This window comes from Sphingobium sp. WCS2017Hpa-17, from assembly GCF_031843765.1.
In the GTDB taxonomy this organism is placed as follows: domain Bacteria; phylum Pseudomonadota; class Alphaproteobacteria; order Sphingomonadales; family Sphingomonadaceae; genus Sphingobium.
Window position 1 is genome coordinate 22,540 of record NZ_JAVTIV010000025.1, and the last position, 18,152, is coordinate 40,691.

Below are 18,152 nucleotides of genomic sequence, written 5' to 3' on the forward strand. Positions count from 1 at the left end.
GATTATGGCGCGGTCGGTTCCTCCTGCCTGTCCGAGCGCCGCGCGATAGAGATAATCGCCGGCGGCAAACTGGAAACGCGCTTTCTGCGGTTCGGCGACCGGGTGCGGACGGAGATGCTGGATAGTCCGTTCGGCGTGATCGACCAGCAAGTGGTACAGGCTAGGGGGCTGCCGGCTGACGACGCGATGCCGCGAAGGGAGAGGCTTTTGCGTCGTGTCGCGCCCGCCTGACCCGATTTATACCTGCGCGCTGTGGACCTAAACCCACGCCGGCCATAGAGAGGGCCACAGTTTTGCGCAGAAAATGGGTGGTCCTTGTTCCGACACGATCAGGCAATTGATCCGATACGGCATATGCATGCCCTGATGGTGGTTCTGCTGCTGGCCCTGAGCCTTGGTCTGGCTGGCCCGGCGGGGGCGCAGGCGGACCCGGCGACTGATCCGGCAACCCGGCTGGCACAGGCGGAAAAGGATGTGCGCTCGGTCGATCAGAGCCTCGACACGCGGATGGATGCCGGCGATCGCAAGCTGCTGCTGGCAAAAATACTGGCGGCCAGGACGACTGCATCGGATGCCGCCGGCGACTTGCAGGACCAACTGGCCCTGCTCGATGCCAAGTTGACGGGGCTGGGCACCGTTGCGGCGGGCAATAGCGAAGCACCCGACATCAAGCGGCAGCGTGCGGCCCTGACGCGGCAGCGGTCCGCAATCGATTCGGCGATCAAGCGCGGCAACCTGATCGGTGTCGAGGCGCAGCAACTGGCCGACGAGATCGAACGGAGCGAGGCGGAGCAGTTCAGCGAGAAAATATCGACTCGTTCGCCATCGCCCTTGTCGCCCGGCTTCTGGTCCGGGCTTGGCGATGCCTTCCCCCGCGACATGCGGCGCGTGACGGCTTTTCTGGAGACAGGCCGGACGCAGGCCGCAGAGGCGCTGCGCGATCATCGGCCATGGCATGCGCTGGCGGGTCTGCTGCTGGCCTTGCTGATCGTCGGGCCGGGGCAGGTCGCAGCGCGGCATATGGGGCAACGGATGCTGACCGAGGGCGTGCCGGGACGGCGGGTCCGGCGTTCCACCTACGCGCTGTGGCGGGTGGCGGTCGGCACTTTCGCGCCGTTGCTGGCGGCCCTGTCGATCGCGCAGGGATTGCGCTGGTCCGGCCTGGTCGCGGATCGGTGGGAGCCATTGCTCGGCGCATTCGTCGGCGGTTGTGCCTTTAGCGGCTTTACCTTTTCCGTGCTCGGCGCCCTGCTGATGCGCAGCCGCCCGTCCTGGCGGATCGCGGCGATCAGCGATAATGGCGCGACGAAGTTGCGCCCCTACAGCCTGTTGCTAGCGCTGCTGGCCTTCCTCGGCGTGTTCTATGCGCAGTTCAATGCGTCGGCCGGCGTGGGCAAGGCGGCGCAGGAAGCCACTCAGGCGGCCTTCGCCCTGCTCCATATCCTGCTGGTCAGCGCAGTTCTGGTCACGGTGGCGCATTTGCGCGCCGCCAAGGAGGATGGCGAAGAGGGTGAGCGTCAGGAAAGCGTCAGCGGTCTCATTAGCCTTGTGGCATGGATCGTGGTCGCGGTGGCTGCGGTTTGCCTGCTGCTCGGCTATTTCACCCTCAGCCTCTTCCTGTTGCAGATGATGAGCTGGGCAACGGTGCTGGGTTCGGCGGTCTATCTGCTGATGGCGGCGATCGATGATCTGGCGACGACGATATTCGACCGGTCCAGCCGCTTTGGCATGGCGCTGGTCCGCAGCCTTGGCCTGCGCGGCAGCGCGGTCGAGCAGTTCGGCGTCCTGCTGTCGGGGCTGTTGCGGCTGGCGGTGCTGCTGCTTGGGTTCTCGATGCTGTTGTCGCCCTTTGGCGCGGGGAATGTCGCCAGTCTGTTCAGCCGCCTTGGTGCGCTGGCGCAGGGGTTCGAGGTCGGCGGCGTCGCCATCTCGCCCGGTGCGATCCTGCGCGGCATAGTGGTGCTGCTGATCGGTCTGGCGCTGGTGCGCGGTTTCATGCGCTGGCTGGAGCGGCGCTATCTGCCGGTCACCGACCTTGATGGCAGCGGTCGCAATTCGGTGAGTCTGGTCGCCCGCTATGTCGGCATTGCGCTGGCGGTGATCTGGGGGCTGGCGTCACTCGGCATCGGGATCGAGCGCATCGCCATCCTGCTGTCGGCGCTGTCGGTCGGCATCGGCTTTGGCCTTCAGGCGATCACGCAGAATTTCGTGTCGGGGCTAATCCTGCTCGCCGAACGACCAATCAAAATCGGCGATCTGGTCCGCGTCGGCCAGGATGAGGGCGATGTGAAGCGGATCAGCGTGCGATCGACCGAGATCCAGTTGCCGGATCATTCGACCCTGATCGTGCCCAATTCCGAACTCATCACCAAGACGGTGCTCAATAAGACGCTGGCGAGTCCGCTAGGCCGGATGCAAATCCAGTTTTCTGTGCCGATCGAAACAGATGCGGACAAGGTGCGGGCGATCGTGCTGGCGACCTATGCCGACGAACCGGCCGTGCTGGCGGAGCCGGCCTATTCGGTATTCATCGATTCTATCGCGGACGGCCGCATCTTCTTCAACAGCTTCGCCCATGTCGCCAGCCCGCGTGCCGCCTATGGTGCTCGCAGCAATGTCCTCACCGTTCTGCTGCGTCGCTTCCGCGAGGAAGGAATCGAGATCGGCACGGTACCCCAGCGCATGGAACTGATTAATATGGTCCGCCCGGATTGAGGCTCAGTCGCTGACCTTCATCAGGATGATCCGGTCGTGCAGCGGGTGGCCGGCGACAGCCCGCATCTGCTGATGCAGCAACGCGCGGCTGGGGAAGGTGCAACTGGCCGCGGATTGCGGATCGCGCGCGACGGATCCGCCCTGCCGGGTGACGAGCGCCCCCGTTTCCCCGTCGCAGGGCAGGATACCGATCCGGGGCGTGTGCCCGGTCATATCGAGCAGCATGTACATCGCCTTGGGCGCGCGGTCGGCATCGGCCGGGTTCAGCTTCTGCAATTGCAGGATGAACAGGTCCGGGCGGCTGCTGTCGAGTGGGACCGTCAGCGCGCGCATCGGATGATCCCCGCCCTCGACGCGCAGGCTGTTGTCCGGCTGGCGGCTGATGCGGATGGTTTCTCCCTCCGTCGCGCCGGCATCCGTCTCTGCCATGCGATAGAGGCCGTCCGGGATCGTCGGAACGGCGTCGGCCGGCGTGAAGAATGGCAGGCCGCTCCAACAGGCTGACAGGGACAGCAAGCTGACGACCAGCCCCAGGCGGCGGAGCACGCTATTCGCCCAATTTGCTCGAACGGCAGCCTGAACTGACACATTCGCGCAGGCGATCGTTCAGCCAGTTGGTGCGCTGGATCGTCTGGTCGCGGGCACAACCGATATTGACGCGCACGCCGCCTTCCTCGTTCAGGCTGCACTGGCGGTCACGCTGGCGAATCCAGGCGCGCTGTCCGTCTCGCAAGGTCAGGCGATCGGCCGTGGACAGATGGGTGCGCAATTTGGCGTAGATGCTGTTCAGCTCGGTATCCGCCTGCATGAAGACTTGGCGCTCGCAATAGACGCTGTCGAATCCGGTGCCGGGCTTGTCGCAACTGGACGCCGGAGTCGCGGCCGAAATGGGCAGGGTGGGGGCGCCGATAGTGGCAAGGCCTATCGACAGGCCGGTGAGAAAGCGCATGGACGGTTCATCCCCTTCATGGAGCCAGACAGGTAGCATATCGCGGATATTGCAGGGAAATCCATCGCTTTGCAGCGATTTCATCGGACGGGCCGAACCATGCCGCATCAATAAGACTTTTCAGGTCGCATTCCACGCTCTAGAGGGGCGCATCCCCGGGGGGCCGCTTATGCGCGGCTGAGAGGTGGTCCGCAGACCACGACCCGCTGAACCTGATCCGGTTGATTACCGGCGTAGGGAGGGCAAGGCGGCGCGTTCGTCAGTCCCTCCGCGTGGAGTGGACGTGAAACGATGACGATTGATACGGCTTTTATTGGACGGGTTGCGCTGGCGACCGCGCTGCTATTTGCGGCACCCGCCGCGCTGGCGGCAGAGGGTGATGAACAGGATCGCGCGACCATAGAGGTCACCGGCTATCCCGATCCGCAGGGCCTGCTGCCCGACCAGAGCGCGCCCAAGGCGGTCAGTTCGATCGCCGAAGCCTTCATCAGCAAGCAGGCGCCGACACTCAATGCCTTCCAACTGGTCAACCTGCTGCCGGGCGCGAATGTGTCGTCTAGCGACCCCTATGGCCTGTCCACTACCTCCAGCCTGACGCTGCGCGGTCTGGGGCAGGACCAGATCGGCGTGTTGCTGGAAGGTGCGCCGCAGAATGATATCGGCTATTATTATGCCTATCCCTCGCAATTCGCCGACGCCGAAAATGTGCGGCAGATCGCGCTGGCGCAGGGCGCGGCCGACATCGACGCGCCGGTCGTGGCGGCGGCGGGCGGCACATTGTCACTGACGCTGAACGATCCCAAGGCGGCCATGGGCGGGCTGGTCAATCTGTCGGTCGGTTCTTACGACCAGCGGCGTGCCTTCCTGCGGTTCGATACCGGAGAGATCGGCAACAGCGGCCTCAAGGCGTTCATTTCCTATTCCAACAACCGCGCGGATAACTGGCGCGGGGCGGGCTATGACAAGCGCCAGCATATCGACGCGAAGCTGTTGCACGAATGGGGCGAGGGCAATCGCGCCAGCCTGGCCGTCTCCTATAATGACGCCATCACCTCCACCTATCCCAGCCCCACCATGGCGGACTGGCAGGCGAGCGGCCGCGGCTTCAACTTCACGGAGCGCTACACGGACGGCGATACCAGCTATTGGCGCCTCTATCGCGCGCCGTTCCGCAACCTTTATTTCGCCGCGCCAGTACATATCCGGCTGAGCGACAGCCTGACCTTCGACAGCAGCGCCTATCTCCAGATGGGACATGGCAATTCGCCCTATGGCACCCAACTGGCGACCACCGGCAATTTCCTTGGCACCGAGGAACTGACGCAGCCGATCGCGCTGCCAGGTGCGGTGGATGGCATCGCGACCGTGCTCGGCAACTGGACCGGCAAGCAAAGGCGCGTCGGCGATGTCAGCAAGTTCACCTTGCAGGCGGGCATGCACAGCATCACCGTTGGCCTGTGGTTCGACTATGGCACCGACCGCGTGACGCAAAGCTATACCTCGATCGACACGAACGGGCGGCCGGTCGATGCCTGGGGCTATCAGGACAAGGCGATCCGCACCGCCGATGGGCGGCTGCTCGCTTATGAGAACCAGCGCACCGTCACCGTGACCAAGGGCTTCTTTCTGGCGGATAGCATCGCGATCACGCCACGTCTGACCATGGATGTCGGGTTCAAGGGCGTCAGCCTGCTGCGCAACGGCCGCAACTATCTGCCGGGGCCGCAGTCGAAGGTGCATGTCGACAGCTTCGCCGCCCTGCCGCGCGCGGCGGTCCATTATCAACTGGACGATCGGCAGCAATTGTTCGCCAATATCACCACCAATTTCCGTACGCCCAACGAGTTTGCGCTCTACAACAGCTATTATGGCGGCGAACTGGTCAGTCAGGGCACGGAAGCGCTCAAGAATGAATATAGCGTCGCGCAGGAGCTGGGCTATCGCTATATCGGGCCCAGCCTGTCCTTCTCGCTGACCGCCTTCCACTATCATTTCCGCAATCGTCAGGTCGCGACGGTGGTCAATAGCGGCGGCGCGCTGGTCAATTCGACCATCAATGGCGGCAGCCAGACCAGCTATGGCCTGGATGGTGAAATCGACTATCGCCCGTTCAAGGGATTCAGCCTCTATGCATCGGGCGAATATCTGCACACGCGGCTGGACGATGATCTGCTGGTGGGCGGCGACCTGTTGCCGACGAAGGGCAAGCGGGCTGTATCGGCCCCGCGCTTCCAGTTCGGCCTTGGCAGCACCTATGATGATGGTCGCCTGTTCGGCAGCAGCGCGCTTAAATATGTCGGGCGCCAATATGCGACTTTCATGAATGACGAGAGCATCAAGGGCTATGCCACGCTGGACCTGGCGATCGGCGTGCATCTGGCCGGGCTGATCGACGCGAACGCCATGGATCTGCGCCTCAATGCGATCAACGTCACCAACCCGCGCGTCCTGTCGGGTGTATACGCGATCAGCAGCAATGCGCGCGATACGATCGGTCGCAACGGCACGCTGATCGCGGGATCGGCGCCCAGTTATTATATCGGCAGCGGACGCGCCTTCGTGGCGACACTGTCGCGGGCCTTCTGATCCATGAGTGGCGGGCATCTCGTGCATGGCATGGGGACGGCGCTGGAGGCGCCGACATGGCCCGCCATCACATGGGCGGAGGCGCAGACTGTGCTGGCTCGGTTTCCGGCGGCGGGCCGGTTGATCGACCTCAACTGGCATTCGCCGCGTCCTTTCTCGGCGGCGGCGCTGGTCGAGACGGATCGGGGCATCCATTTCCTGAAGCGCCATCATCAGAGACTGCGGACCCCTGACGCGCTGTCAGAGGAACAGGAGTTCATGGCGCATCTGCGCGCGGGCGGGCTGTCGGCGCCGCAGGTCGTGGCGGCGGACGACGGAGCGGGCGCGATCGCGCTGGGCGCATGGACCTATGAACTGCATCGCGCCGCGCCGGGCATCGACCTGTATCGCGACCGTCAGTCCTGGACGCCGTTCTTGACGCCGGGTCATGCGCGGGAAGCGGGGATGGCGCTGGCGCGGCTGCATCGGGCGGCGCAGGGTTACGCGGCGCTCGCGCGGGGCGATCATGCCTTGATCGCCAGTTTCACCATCCTGCCCGCGCGCGATCCGCTGGCGGCGGCAGAGGCTTATATCGCTGCCCGCCCGGCCCTGGCCGGCTGGCTGGCGGACAAGAACTGGCGGCAGGAACTGGTGCGCCTGTTCGTGGCGCTGGGCAAAGAGGTGCCGGACCAGCCGCCGCTCTGGACCCATAATGACTGGCATCCGTCCAACCTGCTCTGGACGGCGGAAGGACAGGTCGCCAGCATCATCGACTTCGGGCTGGCGACACGGACCTGCGCGCTCCATGACCTTGCCACCGCGATCGAACGCACCGGCTTCCGCTGGCTGGATCTGGGGCAGGAGGCGGCAATCGGCGATGTTGGTGCGGCGCTCGCAATGCTGGATGGCTATCGCACGGTTCTACCGGTCGATATCAACGCGCTCGTTGACCTGCTGCCGCTGGTCCATGTCGAATTTGCTTTGTCGGAAATCGACTATTTCGCCGGGATCGTGGGCGATCCAGATCAGGCCACCGTCGCCTGGCAGGAGTATCTGATCGGCCATGCCGAGTGGTTCTTGTGCGCTGCGGGGCAGAATTTCCTGCGACGCTTCAAACAAGAGGCGCCGGCCTGATGTCGACAGTGGAAATCATTGCCGTCGCGGTCAGCTTCCTTGGGATATGGCTCACGGCCAAGCGGCAGATGCTATGCTGGCCGGTCAACCTGCTGGCTTGCGCGCTCTATTTCAAAATCTTCCTCGATGTGCGCCTCTATGCCGACATGCTATTACAGGCGCTGTTCGGCCTCGCGATCCTCTATGGCTGGATCGTCTGGGCGCGGGGCCGCGAAGAGGCGGGGGAGGTCGTAGTGGCTCCATTATCGCGCGCGCGGGCGGCCATCGGCCTCGCGACAGGTGCCGTCGGCGCGCTCGCGATCGGCTGGATCATGCATCGCTTCACCGATGCGTCGCTGCCGTGGATGGATGCAGCACTCAGCAGTTTCAGCCTGGTCGCCCAATATTGGACCGCGCGGCGCCATGCGGCCAGCTGGCTGCTCTGGATCGTCGTCGATATCGTCTATGTTGGCATGTTCGCTTTCAAGAATTTGTGGCTGACCGCCGGTCTTTATGCCGCAATGATCGTGCTGGCGGTGTTGGGATATCAGCGCTGGCGGCGCATCTCCGCCGTGCCGGACCGTTAGATTGCCTCCCCCGCCGCCCGTGCGCGGGGAAGCAGGCCGGCATGGTCGCGCTCCACCCGCCACAGCAGGATCAGCAGCAGCAGCACCAGCGGCGGCGCCACCCAGTTGATCGACAGGATCGCGGCGGCCAGGTCGCCGCCGCGCGCATCGCTGATCATCCCCACCGCATAGGGGCCGATGCCCAGGCCAAAGATGGTCGACACCACGATATAGAGGCTGACGGTCAGGCCGCGCATGCGCGGCAACACCTGTTCGAACAGCACGGCGTAAAGCGGCGGCATCCACATGGTCAGGATCAGGCTGTAGAGGGTGAAGCGCATGTAGAAACCGCTGGCATCCCCCGCGCGATAGACCCACAAGGCGATCAGCGGCGACAGGCCCATGGCGAACAGCGCCACCCAGACGCGGCGCGACAGGCGATGCGCGCCGATCCGGTCGGACAAGGGGCCTGCCAGCAGCGGACCGACCACGCCCAGCGCTGCGGAGAGCAGGCCGAACTGCATCCCCGTATCGGCGGGCGACAGGCCATAGCTTTTCATCAGGAAGGAGGGTGTGAAGCCCATCACGCCATAGTTGATGACGCCCTGTAGCGACCCTGCCGCGATGCACAGCAGCAGCGAGGGATTGCGAGTGATGAGCGCAAAGGCGACCGGATCGCGCCCTTTGAGATTATGCATCAGATTGATGATGACGAAGGCACCGAAGCCGATGACGCTCCATTGCACGGCATGCGGGCTGATCGCCACCCCGCCCAGCATTAGTGGCGGGCGCGGCGAAAAGGCTTCGGCCCAGCGGATCGCCACTATCACGGCGATGACGATCGCCAGCAGTGCGCCAAGGTTACGGAGCCAGTCGCGCCCACTGGCGCGCGCCTGCGCAAGGCTCAGCCAGTGAAATCCCGGCGTCACCGCACACAGCACGGATAGGCTAGCGCGGAAGGGATGGGGATCGGGCGGGGTCGGGATGCCGTCGATCGCGCCGCGCTGCGGCTCGGCAAGCCGGCTCATCAGGAAAGCGATGAGGAAGCCGGGCGTTGCTGCGACGGCGAAGGCGAACTGCCAGCCCTTCAGGCCCAGCGGTGCCGCGCCTGCTACATAGCGCGCATCCCACCATTGCGCCGCGACGCCGCCGATGATCAGCGACCCGCCAAGGCCGATGGCGATCGCGGCGGCCATCACCGCCATCACCATGCCGCGCTTTTCACGTGGGAAATAATCATAGGTCAGGCTGGTGCCGGCCGGCTGCGACGCAGCCTCACCGATCCCCACGCACAGGCGTGAGAGCATCAGCGTGAAGAAGCCGGTGGCAAAGGCCGCTCCACCGGTCGCCAGCGACCAGAAGCCGATGGTGATGGCGAGTAGCTTCGTGCGTATCCACCCGTCTGCCAACCGTCCCAGCGGCAGGGAAAAGAGCGCGTAGAAGAGCGCGAAGACGGTGCCATAGAGCAGCCCCATCTCCGCGTCGCCGATCTTCAGATCCGCTTTGATCGCCGGCGCGAGAATGGCGAGGATGTTGCGGTCGAGCAGGCTGACGAGGTTCGTGCCGGCGACCAGCGCGAGCGCATAATAAGCGGTACTGCGTGGGGGGACGGTGCTTCTCACAGGCGGAACACACGCTCGGCATTGCTCTGCATCAGCTTGCGCTTGGCGGTGTCGGACATGTCCAGCAGGTCATGGGTCCGCACCTCGTCCGCCACATATTGATAGGGATAGTCCATCGCATACATGACCCGATCCTCCCCCAGCACGGATTGCGCGAACTGGATCGCCGGCGCCCATGCCATGCCGCTGGTGGTGACGCAGACGTTCGATCGCATATAGTCATGGATGGATTTGTTGAGCGGCTTCATCCGTTCGTAGCGCTGCGACCGCACGCCGGCCTGATGCATATAATCGAGCCGATAGAGCCAATAGGGCAAAGCCTCCCCCATATGGCCGACGATGATCTGGAGATCCGGATAGCGATCGAAAATGCCGATGGTGATGAGGCGGAGCAGATGCATCCCCGTTTCCACGCCAAAGCCGAAGATGGCGCCGTCCAGCCCCGCCTCCAGCATCGGTCCGATCATCGCGTCGGGCGGGGTCGAGGGATGGATATAGAGCGGCTGGTCGGTATCGGCGAGCGCGCGGAAGATCGTGTCGAATTTGGGATCGTCCAGATATTCGCCCTGGCTATGGCTGTTCACCATCACGCCCTTGAAGCCGAGGTCGCGCGCGCCGCGCCGGATTTCGGCGGCGGACCAGTCCGGGTCGAGCGGTGCGATCGAGGTCATGCCGACGAAACGGGTGGGATAGGCGGCGCAACGATCGGCCAGATGATCGTTGGCGCGGCGCACCATCGCCTTGGCTTCGGCGATATCCAGCAAAGGCTGCACCCCCGGCGATGTCAGCGACAGGATCGCCACGTCGATGCCGGTCGCATCCATGTCCGCCAGCCGCCGGTCGCCAAGGTCGAGCAGCCGGTCGATAATCTGGGTCGCCCGCTCCGACGGCGATTGCGCGTAGAAGCCCCAGAGCGACACCATGCCCCGGTCCGCCGTCCCATCGCGCACCATGCGCAGATAGGCGTCGATCTGCTCGCGCGTGGCAAACGCCTCTTCGGTGGCGATGCGCAGGTATCCGCGATCGCCGCCGGTTTTCAGGTCATGCGTCATCGCTTATCCTTCATGTATGGCTTTGGTGACGAGGCAGGCGTCGATGCCCTCCGGCCCATCCTCCGCGCCATGACCCGACCATTTAATCCCGCCAAAGGGCGAGTCCGATCCGCCGATCATCGCGGTGTTGATGCCGACCATGCCGGCCTCTATTTCGCGGGACACCCGGCGCTGCCGTGCGACGTCGCTGGTCCAGGCATAAGCGGCCAGCCCATAGGGCAGGCGATTGGCTTCCGCGATCATGGCGGATTCATCGGCATAGGCGTTGATCAGCGCGACAGGCCCGAACGGCTCTTCATTCATGATGGCGGCGTCCAGCGGAGTACCGGACAAAACCGTGGGCGCGTAGAAATAGCCCTCGTTACCGATCCGTTCGCCACCGGTTTCCAGACGGGCACCTTTCGCCACCGCGTCCCCGATCAGCCGGCCCATCGCGTCGAGCCGCCGGGCATTGGCCATTGGCCCCATGATGCTGCCGGGCGCCGATCCATCGCCGACCACCACCTTCTTCGCGCGCTCGATAAAGCCGGCAAGGAAGCGATCATGCACCTGTGCTTCCACGATGAAGCGGGTCGGCGATACGCACACCTGTCCGGCATTGCGATATTTGCCCGCGACCACCGTATCGAGCGCCTTGTCGATGTCGGCGTCGGCAAAGACCAGCACCGGGCCATGGCCGCCCAGTTCCATCGTCGTGCGCTTGCAATCCTCCGCCGCCAGTTTCGCCAGATGCTTGCCGACCATAGTGGAGCCGGTGAAGCTCATCTTGCGGATGATGGGCGATCCCAGCAGATGGCGCGACACTTCATCCGGCACGCCGAACACCGCCTGCGCCACATCGCCGGGAAGGCCGGCATCGAGCAGGCATTGCAGCACGGCGAGCGCGCTGGCCGGCGTTTCTTCCGCCGCCTTCAATATCACCGAACAGCCCGCCGCGATCGGTGCACCCAGTTTGCGGCCGGGATTGCCGAGCGGGAAATTCCACGGCGCGAAGGCCGCGACCGGGCCGACCGGCTCCTTCGTCACCGTCGATCGCTGGCCGGCCGGGCGCACCAGCGCCCGGCCGTAAAGCCGAAACACCTCCCCGGCATAGAAGTTGAACAGGCCGACATTCATCATCACTTCGATGCGCGCTTCGGCTAGCGTCTTGCCCTGTTCCAGCGTGGCGATGCGGGCCAGTTCCTCCTGCCGCTCGACCATCAATCGCGCCGCGCCTTGCAGCACGGCGGCGCGCTCCTGCGGCGTGGAGTCGCGCCAGCGGCGGAAGCCACGCTGCGCCGCCGCCAGCGCTGCGTCCAGATCCGCCGCGTCGGCGAGCGGCAACTCGGCCAGCGCCGCGCCGGTGGCGGGGTTGACGACCTTGTGAGTGCGTCGCCCTCCGCCCGACAGCCGTTGGCCGTCGATCATCAGATAGAGGTCGGGATAGGCCATGGCGCTTATGCGCTCACCGCTTCGCGCGCCGCCGTCTCGCGGTCGATATCGCCCTGCCAGCGTTCGGCGACGATTTCCTTGCCCGTCACCGGATGCGGCATGTGAAACGGCACCAGCTTGTGCGTCGGCCACAGCCAGTGATCGGTGATCAGTTCGTCCGGACCGGTCGGGTCTTCGGGATAGGTGATCTTGGGGAAGGGCACATATTCGGCCGGCGTGTTGGCCCAGCCCTTGTCGAAATCGGCATGCCATTGCGGCATATAGTTCAGGATCTGGATGCGCCAGATGCCGTCGACTTTCTTGTAGGTGTTCTCGTAAATGCCGCCTTCCCACCATTGGCGGGCTCCCAGCATGGGGTTGGACGGATCGGTATAGTCCTTGTGCCGGCCGGCCTGCATCATGGATCGGGCGCGGGCATGGGCGGTGACGCCGTCGGGAGCGATATCGACGATATCCTGCAATTGCGGATGATCCAGCAGGAAGCCGTCGATCGGCCCATTCGTGCCATGGGTGAAGCGCGCCTGGAACCGCTCGACATAGAGGCGGCGGATGCCCGCCTGGCCGCGCCACACGCCGCCGAAGAAACGCACTTCGCCATCCTCGGTGAACAGGTCGGCCGTCTCGTTATAAAGGCATTTGTCGATCAGATAGCCGTAGAGATGCTGGAGCTTGCGGACGTCCAGTTCATCCTCCCGCCGTTGCAGCCGGATCGAAAGGTCGGTGACGGTCTTTTCCAGATGGGCGATGCGATCAGTGTCGGACATGAATTGCTCTCCTATCATTGTATGTAATACTTACGAATTTGATGCCTCGACGGCCAGCCGCTCCACTTCCTCACGGTAGGGACGGATGGCGCGGATCATGCACAGGGTGGCGATCGGCAGCAGCACGCCGGCGGTCATGACCAGCGACTTCCACAATTGGCTGGGATCGCCGACGATATAGTCCTGCACCAGCCCGACTAGAAAACTGCCCATCGCCCCGAAGAAGGTGAACATGAACAGGTAGATGGCGGTCACCTGGCCGCGCATCGCATTGGGCGCGACGCGCTGGATCGCGGCATTTTGCGGCACCGCGCCAGCGATGCCGAACATCGCGCCGATGCTGGCGACGCCCAGCGACGCATAGCCGTTGGGCATCAGCGGGGCGAGGATGGCGCAGATGGTGACGCAGCCGAAGAAGATGGCGGCGGCGCGAACATTAGCGTCGGCATGGCGCTTGGCCAGCCATTCGACGAAGATGCCCCCCAGCAGCAGCCCGGTCAGCGAAGCCGCCAACGTCATCGTGCCCATCACCGCGCCGATCTGCGCTTCGTTCCAGCCATAGGTGCGGATCATGAAGGGGACGCGCCAGAATTGCAGGCCGAACACCTCCACCGCACTGAGCGCCAGTCCGGCGAACAGCGGATAATAGACCCGGCGTTTGGCATGGATCGCCCTGGCGGCGTCGAGGCCGGTGAAGGTCAGGATGCGACGGCCAATCGAACCGCCGGTCGGCGGGGTGACGGCGCCGGCTGCCGGTGCCTGACGTGGCGGTTCCTTGACGGTCAGGAACAGCAAGGCGACCAGCAGCGCGGGCAGGCCCAGCCAGATCATCAGCCATTGCCAGCCCAATATGGTGAGGCCCCCATGCTGGGTCGGCGCCCATCCGGCGGCCATCGCGATCAGCATGCCGCCGATCGCCGGACCCAGCGTGGTGCCGCCGATAAAGCCGAATTGCAGCAGCGCAAAGGCGCGGGTCAGGATGCGCGGCGGGAAAGCGTCGGCCAGCAGCGAATAGGAGGACGGCGCATGGGCCGATCCCCCCGCCGCCAGAAAGACGCGAGTGCCGACGAACTGGCCGAAATTCTGCGCCAGCCCGCCCATCGATGTGATGATGCCCAGCGCGGCGGAGCCGCCCGCCAGCACATATTTGCGTGGGAATATGTCGGCCAGCCGTGCGAGCGGGATGCCGACGAACAGATAGCAGATGATGCTGGCCGGTCCGGCCAGGAAGCCGAGCTGCGAATCGGACAGACCGAAATCGGCCTTGATCCGTTCCGCCAGCATGGCGAACACCACCTGTTCGAAGAAGGTGACGAAGGTGGCAAGGACGATGACGAACAGCGCCCAATAGGCTGCCGCCGTCGAATAAGGCGGGCGGGCGGACGCGGTGGCATCGGGTGATGCGGCATCCGTTCCATCCCAAATCATGTCGGTCGCAATCGGTGCGGGCGCCAGGGCCATTGACCTTCTCCTCTCCATCTCTCCCTTTGTTCACAGGGATGAAATTTCGGCTTGGTGAATTTGTAAGTGAACTATACGATTATGGCGAGCGAAAAATGCACGCGCGTTACAAAGATAATCATAGGAGAACAGGATGCTCGACTTTGCGGGACGCACCGCCTTCGTGACCGGCGGCGCTAACGGGATTGGCCTGGGGCTGGTACGCGCGCTGCTGGCGCAGGGGTGCAAGGTGGCGATCGCCGATATTCGCGAAGAGGCGCTGGCGGCTGCGATGAAGACGCTGGACAATCAAAGCGTTTTAGCTGTCCAACTCGATGTCGCATCCCGCACGGGTTTCGCTGAAGCCGCCGACCGGGCGGAGGCCGCTTTGGGGCCAGTCAGCCTGCTTTTCAACAATGCCGGCATCAACCTGTTCCAGACGATCGACGAATCCAGCTATGACGACTGGGACTGGGTGATGGGCGTCAATCTGCACGGAGTCATCAACGGGGTGATGACCTTCGCCCCGCGCATGAAGGCGCTGGGGCAGGGCGGGCATATCGTCAACACCGCCTCCATGGCGAGTTTCCTGTGTGGCGGCGCGCCCGGCATCTACAATACCACCAAATTCGCGGTGCGCGGCATGAGCGAATCCCTGCGCTACAGTCTGGCGCCGCACGGCATCGGCGTGTCGGTGCTCTGCCCCGGTCTGGTGAAGAGCCATATCTATGCCAGCGACGAAGTCCGGCCGGCAGCGCTTAGCGGCGCGGCGAAGCCAGTGGACAGCGCGGCGGTCGGACGGCTGGAGCAATTGCACCAGTTCGGTATGGAGCCGGACGTCATCGCCGCTCGCACATTGGACGGGGTTCAGGAGAATCGTTTCCACATATTCCCCCATCCCGAATTTCGCGACGAGTTGGCAACGGTCTTCGATGAGATACTGGCGGACTTCCGCGATTACCCGCAGGATGCCGGTTTCGACCAGCGTGTCGGATTTGAGGCCATGCGTCGGGAGAATTACGCGAAAGCCCGGCGATCGGCGCGCGAACGCGCCTGACGCTTAGAGCGCGCTGCGTTAAATGAGAGTCAGGTCGCGCGCTCTAATTTTTTTGTCGCATCGTTTCAGGCGCAAAACCGGTTCCCACTTTTGCGCACGATGCTCTAATGTGCAAACAGGTCGCCCTGCCGTGGCGGGGCGACCGTGCGGCGTGGCGTCGCTGGCGCACCGATCAGCACCCGCGCGCGGCCGATCAGCGTATAGACCGCCTGCCGCTGGGCACCGCGATTGAGATGATCGACGCGATAGCCCTGATAATGGCGCTTGAGCAGCCCGGCTTTCACCAGTTCGGTGACGGCGCGGCTGAGGTTGGTCTTGCCCGATGCACGCACGCGGCCCCGGACTTCCTCCTGCACCAGAGCTTCGTCCACGGCGCTCTCGCCGGACAGGCGCTGTCCCTGGTGCAATTCCTCGCGCACCCGTTCCACCAGTGCCATGCGGCGAGGATCGCGATGTCCCATCGGCGTCAATGCGTCGCAAAGCCAGTCACGGAGCGGAATAAGGCCTTGGCCAACGCGCACCTCTGGTCCAGCGCTGCCATCCGCTTTTGCCACATCGGCGATAAGAGTCAGCAGCATGAAGGCATAGCGCGGCCGCGAGCAGCAATGGGACAGTTGGTCCAGCAGCAGCGACAAATCGCTGCCACCGGGGATGCGAGAGGAGACGGACGCATGAAACATATCGTGAATCAAGCATAGTCCAGCCCGCTTGTGAATCCCGTTTTTCCGCCGAGTCGCATTTTGTCGCCCGTGACACTTTGCCCTTCGGTAAAGTGTCATAGTCGGCACTTTACCGAAGGGCGCGAGCGTCTGGATTCATGGGATCGAAGGTCATGCTGCGGGCAAGGTCAGCACGACCCGCAAACCCGGCCCGGCATCGCCCAGCGTGAGCGTGCCGCCATGCATATGCGCCACCGCCGATGCGAGCGACAGGCCCAGCCCCGCGCCGCTGATATGGCGGGCTGCGTCCAGCCGGGCGAAACGGCGCAGCGCTTCGATCCGCCGCTCCTCGGCAATGCCGGGTCCGTTGTCCGCGACGGAAACCTCGATCATGTCGCCGGACCGTCGTGCCGACAGCCAGATGCGGTTGCCGCCATATTTCAGCGCATTGTCGATCAGGTTCGACAAGACCTGCCCGAATATTTCACGGTGCGACCGGATATGCAGGCCGGTCGGCGCATCGACACTGATGGCCACGCCCTTGTCCTCTGCCAGGGCATCATACATGTCCTGGAAATCCTGAAGCAAGGCGGCCACATCGACGGCCCCGAAGCTGTCGCGACCGATACCCGCCTCTGCCCGGCTGATCAGCAGGGCGGCGTCCAGCATGCGCAGCAACGTGTCGCCTTCCTCCAGCGCCTTTTCCAGTGCTGCAATAGATTCCTCGTCCCGGCTCTGGCGCAGCGCATTGTCCAACACGGCGCGCATGCGTGTCAGCGGCGACCGCAGGTCATGCGCCAGGCCGTCCGTCACCAGCCGCATCTCGTCCACCAGGCCGGTGATACGCTCCAGCATGGCGTTGATTTCCTCACCCAGCGCGTCGAACATGTCTCCGCTGCCCGACAGGATGATGCGACGCTTCATGTCGCCGGTGCCGACTGCTGCGGCGGTGTCGATCACCGATCGTAATCGCCCCCGGATGATCGCGGCAGAGAAGAAGGCCGCGCCTGCCGCCAGCGGTATGGCGAGCAACACGGCGCCCAATAGTGCCGCCTCCAGATAGCCGCCGAAGCGCAGGTCATTCTCCACGACATGGCCGGTCAGCAGCCGCGTGCCATCCGGGAACTGGGTGCTGACGATGCCGATGCTCTGGGGATCGCGCTCTTTCTGGCCGATGCGCAGCAGGTCGAGTTGTCGCCAGCTTTCCGTCGGGCCGATATCGGATGGCCAAGCCGGGATATTCCCCGCGACGCGCTGACCATTGGGGCCGATCAGCAGCATGACCGAACTGTCATCCGGATCGGCGGTCATGCGGTTGCGTACCGTCGCGCCGGCGGCCTGCAATCCTGCCGCTGCATAAGTGGCGGCGATATCATCGCGCAGGTTGACGGCCACCGCGCGGCTCGCTTCCTCCACCGAATTATTGGTGAACTGGTGCACCGCCCACAGCGCGAGCAGCACGCAGGCGATCTGCATCAGGAAGACGAGCGCGGCGAACCGCCAGATGACGCTTTGCCGCCAGCGCATCGTCAGCCCTGTTCGCTCAGGCGATAGCCCGCACCGCGAATGGTGTGGATCAGCGGGCTTTCGCCTTCCTCATCCACTTTGCGGCGCAGGCGGCTGATATGCACGTCGATGACATTGGTGCCGGGATCGAAATGATAATCCCATACCCCCTCCAGCAACATGGTGCGGGTGACCACCTCCCCCTGATGCCGCAGTAGGTAGTCGAGCAGGCGAAACTCGCGCGGTTGCAGCTCGATTGCGCGCGCACCGCGCTTCACCTTGCGGGAGAGGAGGTCAACCTCAAGGTCGCCACAGGACAGGCGCGTTTCGGGCGCCTGCCCGCCACCCCGCCGCAGGATGATGCGTAGCCGTGCCAGCAATTCGGCAAAGGCGAAGGGCTTGGCCAGATAGTCGTCCGACCCGCCGGTGAGGCCCTTGACCCGTTCGTCGGCCGTGGCGAGCGCCGACAGGATGATGACCGGCGTCTCAATGCCGGCGGCGCGCAGCGCGGCGAGTACGGCCATGCCGTCCATTCCCGGCAGCATCCGGTCGAGGATGATCGCGTCATGCGCAGCCTCGGTCGCCAGGAACAGGCCGTCGCGGCCATTGTCGGCGCGATCGACGGTAAAGCCCTCTTCCACCAGCCCTTTGGTAATATAGTCCGCGGTGGTGGCGTCGTCCTCGACCAGCAGCACCTTGTAGCTCATGACCGT

The 18,152-nt window shown here is 64.2% G+C and carries 15 protein-coding genes and 1 riboswitch; of the genes, 5 read left to right on the forward strand and 10 right to left on the reverse strand.

Annotation, left to right across the window (positions count from 1 at the left end; translation table 11 throughout):
• Positions 1-354 precede the first annotated feature (354 nt).
• Positions 355-2,715, forward strand: a complete 2,361-nt coding sequence (locus RQH62_RS21735; protein WP_311270740.1) for a DUF3772 domain-containing protein — start codon at positions 355-357, stop codon at positions 2,713-2,715.
• A 3-nt stretch (positions 2,716-2,718) separates the two neighbouring features.
• On the opposite strand, the gene RQH62_RS21740 is transcribed toward RQH62_RS21735, so the two are convergent.
• Both RQH62_RS21740 and RQH62_RS21745 read right to left on the reverse strand, forming a co-directional pair.
• Positions 2,719-3,261 carry a hypothetical protein gene (locus RQH62_RS21740; RefSeq protein WP_311270741.1) on the reverse strand — a complete coding sequence of 181 codons (543 nt, stop codon included), beginning with the start codon at positions 3,259-3,261 and terminating at the stop codon, positions 2,719-2,721.
• 1 nt (position 3,262) lies between these two features.
• On the reverse strand, positions 3,263-3,664 hold the full coding sequence (locus RQH62_RS21745) for a lysozyme inhibitor LprI family protein (protein WP_311270742.1): 402 nt from the start codon (positions 3,662-3,664) through the stop codon (positions 3,263-3,265).
• 146 nt (positions 3,665-3,810) lie between these two features.
• A riboswitch (TPP riboswitch) is annotated at positions 3,811-3,921 on the forward strand.
• Between the two features lie 34 nt (positions 3,922-3,955).
• Between RQH62_RS21745 and RQH62_RS21750 the strand changes: the two genes are divergently transcribed.
• Genes RQH62_RS21750 through pnuC form a run of 3 tightly spaced genes read left to right on the forward strand, consistent with a single transcriptional unit; the run spans position 3,956 to position 7,929 of the window.
• The gene (locus RQH62_RS21750) at positions 3,956-6,250 is read left to right on the forward strand and encodes a TonB-dependent receptor domain-containing protein (RefSeq protein ID WP_311270743.1); all 2,295 of its coding nucleotides are present in this window, start codon (positions 3,956-3,958) and stop codon (positions 6,248-6,250) included.
• A 3-nt stretch (positions 6,251-6,253) separates the two neighbouring features.
• Positions 6,254-7,363: a phosphotransferase gene (locus tag RQH62_RS21755; RefSeq protein WP_311270744.1), complete on the forward strand. Its 1,110-nt coding sequence runs from the start codon at positions 6,254-6,256 to the stop codon at positions 7,361-7,363.
• Positions 7,363-7,929: a nicotinamide riboside transporter PnuC gene (gene pnuC / locus RQH62_RS21760; protein WP_311270745.1), complete on the forward strand. Its 567-nt coding sequence runs from the start codon at positions 7,363-7,365 to the stop codon at positions 7,927-7,929. The genes RQH62_RS21755 and pnuC overlap by 1 nt, the downstream gene beginning before the upstream one ends.
• Here pnuC and RQH62_RS21765 read toward each other — a convergent pair.
• From RQH62_RS21765 to RQH62_RS21785, 5 genes are read right to left on the reverse strand one after another with little or no spacing between them, the layout of a single operon-like run.
• Entirely contained in the window at positions 7,926-9,530 is a 1,605-nt protein-coding gene (locus RQH62_RS21765; RefSeq protein ID WP_311270746.1) for an MFS transporter, read from the reverse strand. The two genes, pnuC and RQH62_RS21765, sit on opposite strands and share 4 nt — an antisense overlap.
• Positions 9,527-10,582 carry an amidohydrolase family protein gene (locus tag RQH62_RS21770; RefSeq protein WP_311270747.1) on the reverse strand — a complete coding sequence of 352 codons (1,056 nt, stop codon included), beginning with the start codon at positions 10,580-10,582 and terminating at the stop codon, positions 9,527-9,529. Before RQH62_RS21770 ends, RQH62_RS21765 begins: the two co-directional genes overlap by 4 nt.
• A gap of 3 nt (positions 10,583-10,585) precedes the next feature.
• Positions 10,586-12,013: an NAD-dependent succinate-semialdehyde dehydrogenase gene (locus tag RQH62_RS21775; protein WP_311270748.1), complete on the reverse strand. Its 1,428-nt coding sequence runs from the start codon at positions 12,011-12,013 to the stop codon at positions 10,586-10,588.
• 5 nt (positions 12,014-12,018) lie between these two features.
• Positions 12,019-12,777: a nuclear transport factor 2 family protein gene (locus RQH62_RS21780; RefSeq protein WP_311270749.1), complete on the reverse strand. Its 759-nt coding sequence runs from the start codon at positions 12,775-12,777 to the stop codon at positions 12,019-12,021.
• Positions 12,778-12,807: 30 nt separating this feature from the next.
• A complete protein-coding gene (locus RQH62_RS21785) occupies positions 12,808-14,238 on the reverse strand; it encodes an MFS transporter (protein ID WP_311270750.1) in 1,431 nt (476 codons plus the stop codon).
• Between the two features lie 133 nt (positions 14,239-14,371).
• Here RQH62_RS21785 and RQH62_RS21790 point away from each other — a divergent pair, with 133 nt between their 5' ends.
• Positions 14,372-15,274, forward strand: coding sequence for an SDR family NAD(P)-dependent oxidoreductase (locus RQH62_RS21790; RefSeq protein WP_311270751.1), 903 nt, complete (start codon positions 14,372-14,374; stop codon positions 15,272-15,274).
• Between the two features lie 104 nt (positions 15,275-15,378).
• On the opposite strand, the gene RQH62_RS21795 is transcribed toward RQH62_RS21790, so the two are convergent.
• The 3 genes from RQH62_RS21795 to RQH62_RS21805 all read right to left on the reverse strand — a co-directional run bounded on the left by RQH62_RS21795 (position 15,379) and on the right by RQH62_RS21805 (position 18,146).
• Positions 15,379-15,954: a hypothetical protein gene (locus RQH62_RS21795; protein WP_311270752.1), complete on the reverse strand. Its 576-nt coding sequence runs from the start codon at positions 15,952-15,954 to the stop codon at positions 15,379-15,381.
• A 150-nt stretch (positions 15,955-16,104) separates the two neighbouring features.
• Positions 16,105-17,460, reverse strand: coding sequence for a HAMP domain-containing sensor histidine kinase (locus tag RQH62_RS21800; protein WP_311270753.1), 1,356 nt, complete (start codon positions 17,458-17,460; stop codon positions 16,105-16,107).
• Between the two features lie 2 nt (positions 17,461-17,462).
• Entirely contained in the window at positions 17,463-18,146 is a 684-nt protein-coding gene (locus tag RQH62_RS21805; RefSeq protein ID WP_311270754.1) for a winged helix-turn-helix domain-containing protein, read from the reverse strand.
• Positions 18,147-18,152 lie beyond the last annotated feature (6 nt).

Excerpts from the sequence above, each read along its gene's own strand:
- RQH62_RS21755 (WP_311270744.1), top strand. The coding sequence starts at position 6,254 with ATGAGTGGCGGGCATCTCGTGCATGGCATGGGGACGGCGCTGGAGGCG.
- RQH62_RS21735 (WP_311270740.1), top strand. The coding sequence starts at position 355 with ATGCATGCCCTGATGGTGGTTCTGCTGCTGGCCCTGAGCCTTGGTCTG.
- RQH62_RS21745 (WP_311270742.1), bottom strand. The coding sequence starts at position 3,664 with ATGCGCTTTCTCACCGGCCTGTCGATAGGCCTTGCCACTATCGGCGCC.
- RQH62_RS21780 (WP_311270749.1), bottom strand. The coding sequence starts at position 12,777 with ATGTCCGACACTGATCGCATCGCCCATCTGGAAAAGACCGTCACCGAC.
- RQH62_RS21795 (WP_311270752.1), bottom strand. The coding sequence starts at position 15,954 with ATGTTTCATGCGTCCGTCTCCTCTCGCATCCCCGGTGGCAGCGATTTG.
- RQH62_RS21775 (WP_311270748.1), bottom strand. The coding sequence starts at position 12,013 with ATGGCCTATCCCGACCTCTATCTGATGATCGACGGCCAACGGCTGTCG.
- pnuC (WP_311270745.1), top strand. The coding sequence starts at position 7,363 with ATGTCGACAGTGGAAATCATTGCCGTCGCGGTCAGCTTCCTTGGGATA.
- RQH62_RS21785 (WP_311270750.1), bottom strand. The coding sequence starts at position 14,238 with ATGGCCCTGGCGCCCGCACCGATTGCGACCGACATGATTTGGGATGGA.
- RQH62_RS21750 (WP_311270743.1), top strand. The coding sequence starts at position 3,956 with ATGACGATTGATACGGCTTTTATTGGACGGGTTGCGCTGGCGACCGCG.
- RQH62_RS21805 (WP_311270754.1), bottom strand. The coding sequence starts at position 18,146 with ATGAGCTACAAGGTGCTGCTGGTCGAGGACGACGCCACCACCGCGGAC.
- RQH62_RS21800 (WP_311270753.1), bottom strand. The coding sequence starts at position 17,460 with ATGCGCTGGCGGCAAAGCGTCATCTGGCGGTTCGCCGCGCTCGTCTTC.
- RQH62_RS21790 (WP_311270751.1), top strand. The coding sequence starts at position 14,372 with ATGCTCGACTTTGCGGGACGCACCGCCTTCGTGACCGGCGGCGCTAAC.
- RQH62_RS21770 (WP_311270747.1), bottom strand. The coding sequence starts at position 10,582 with ATGACGCATGACCTGAAAACCGGCGGCGATCGCGGATACCTGCGCATC.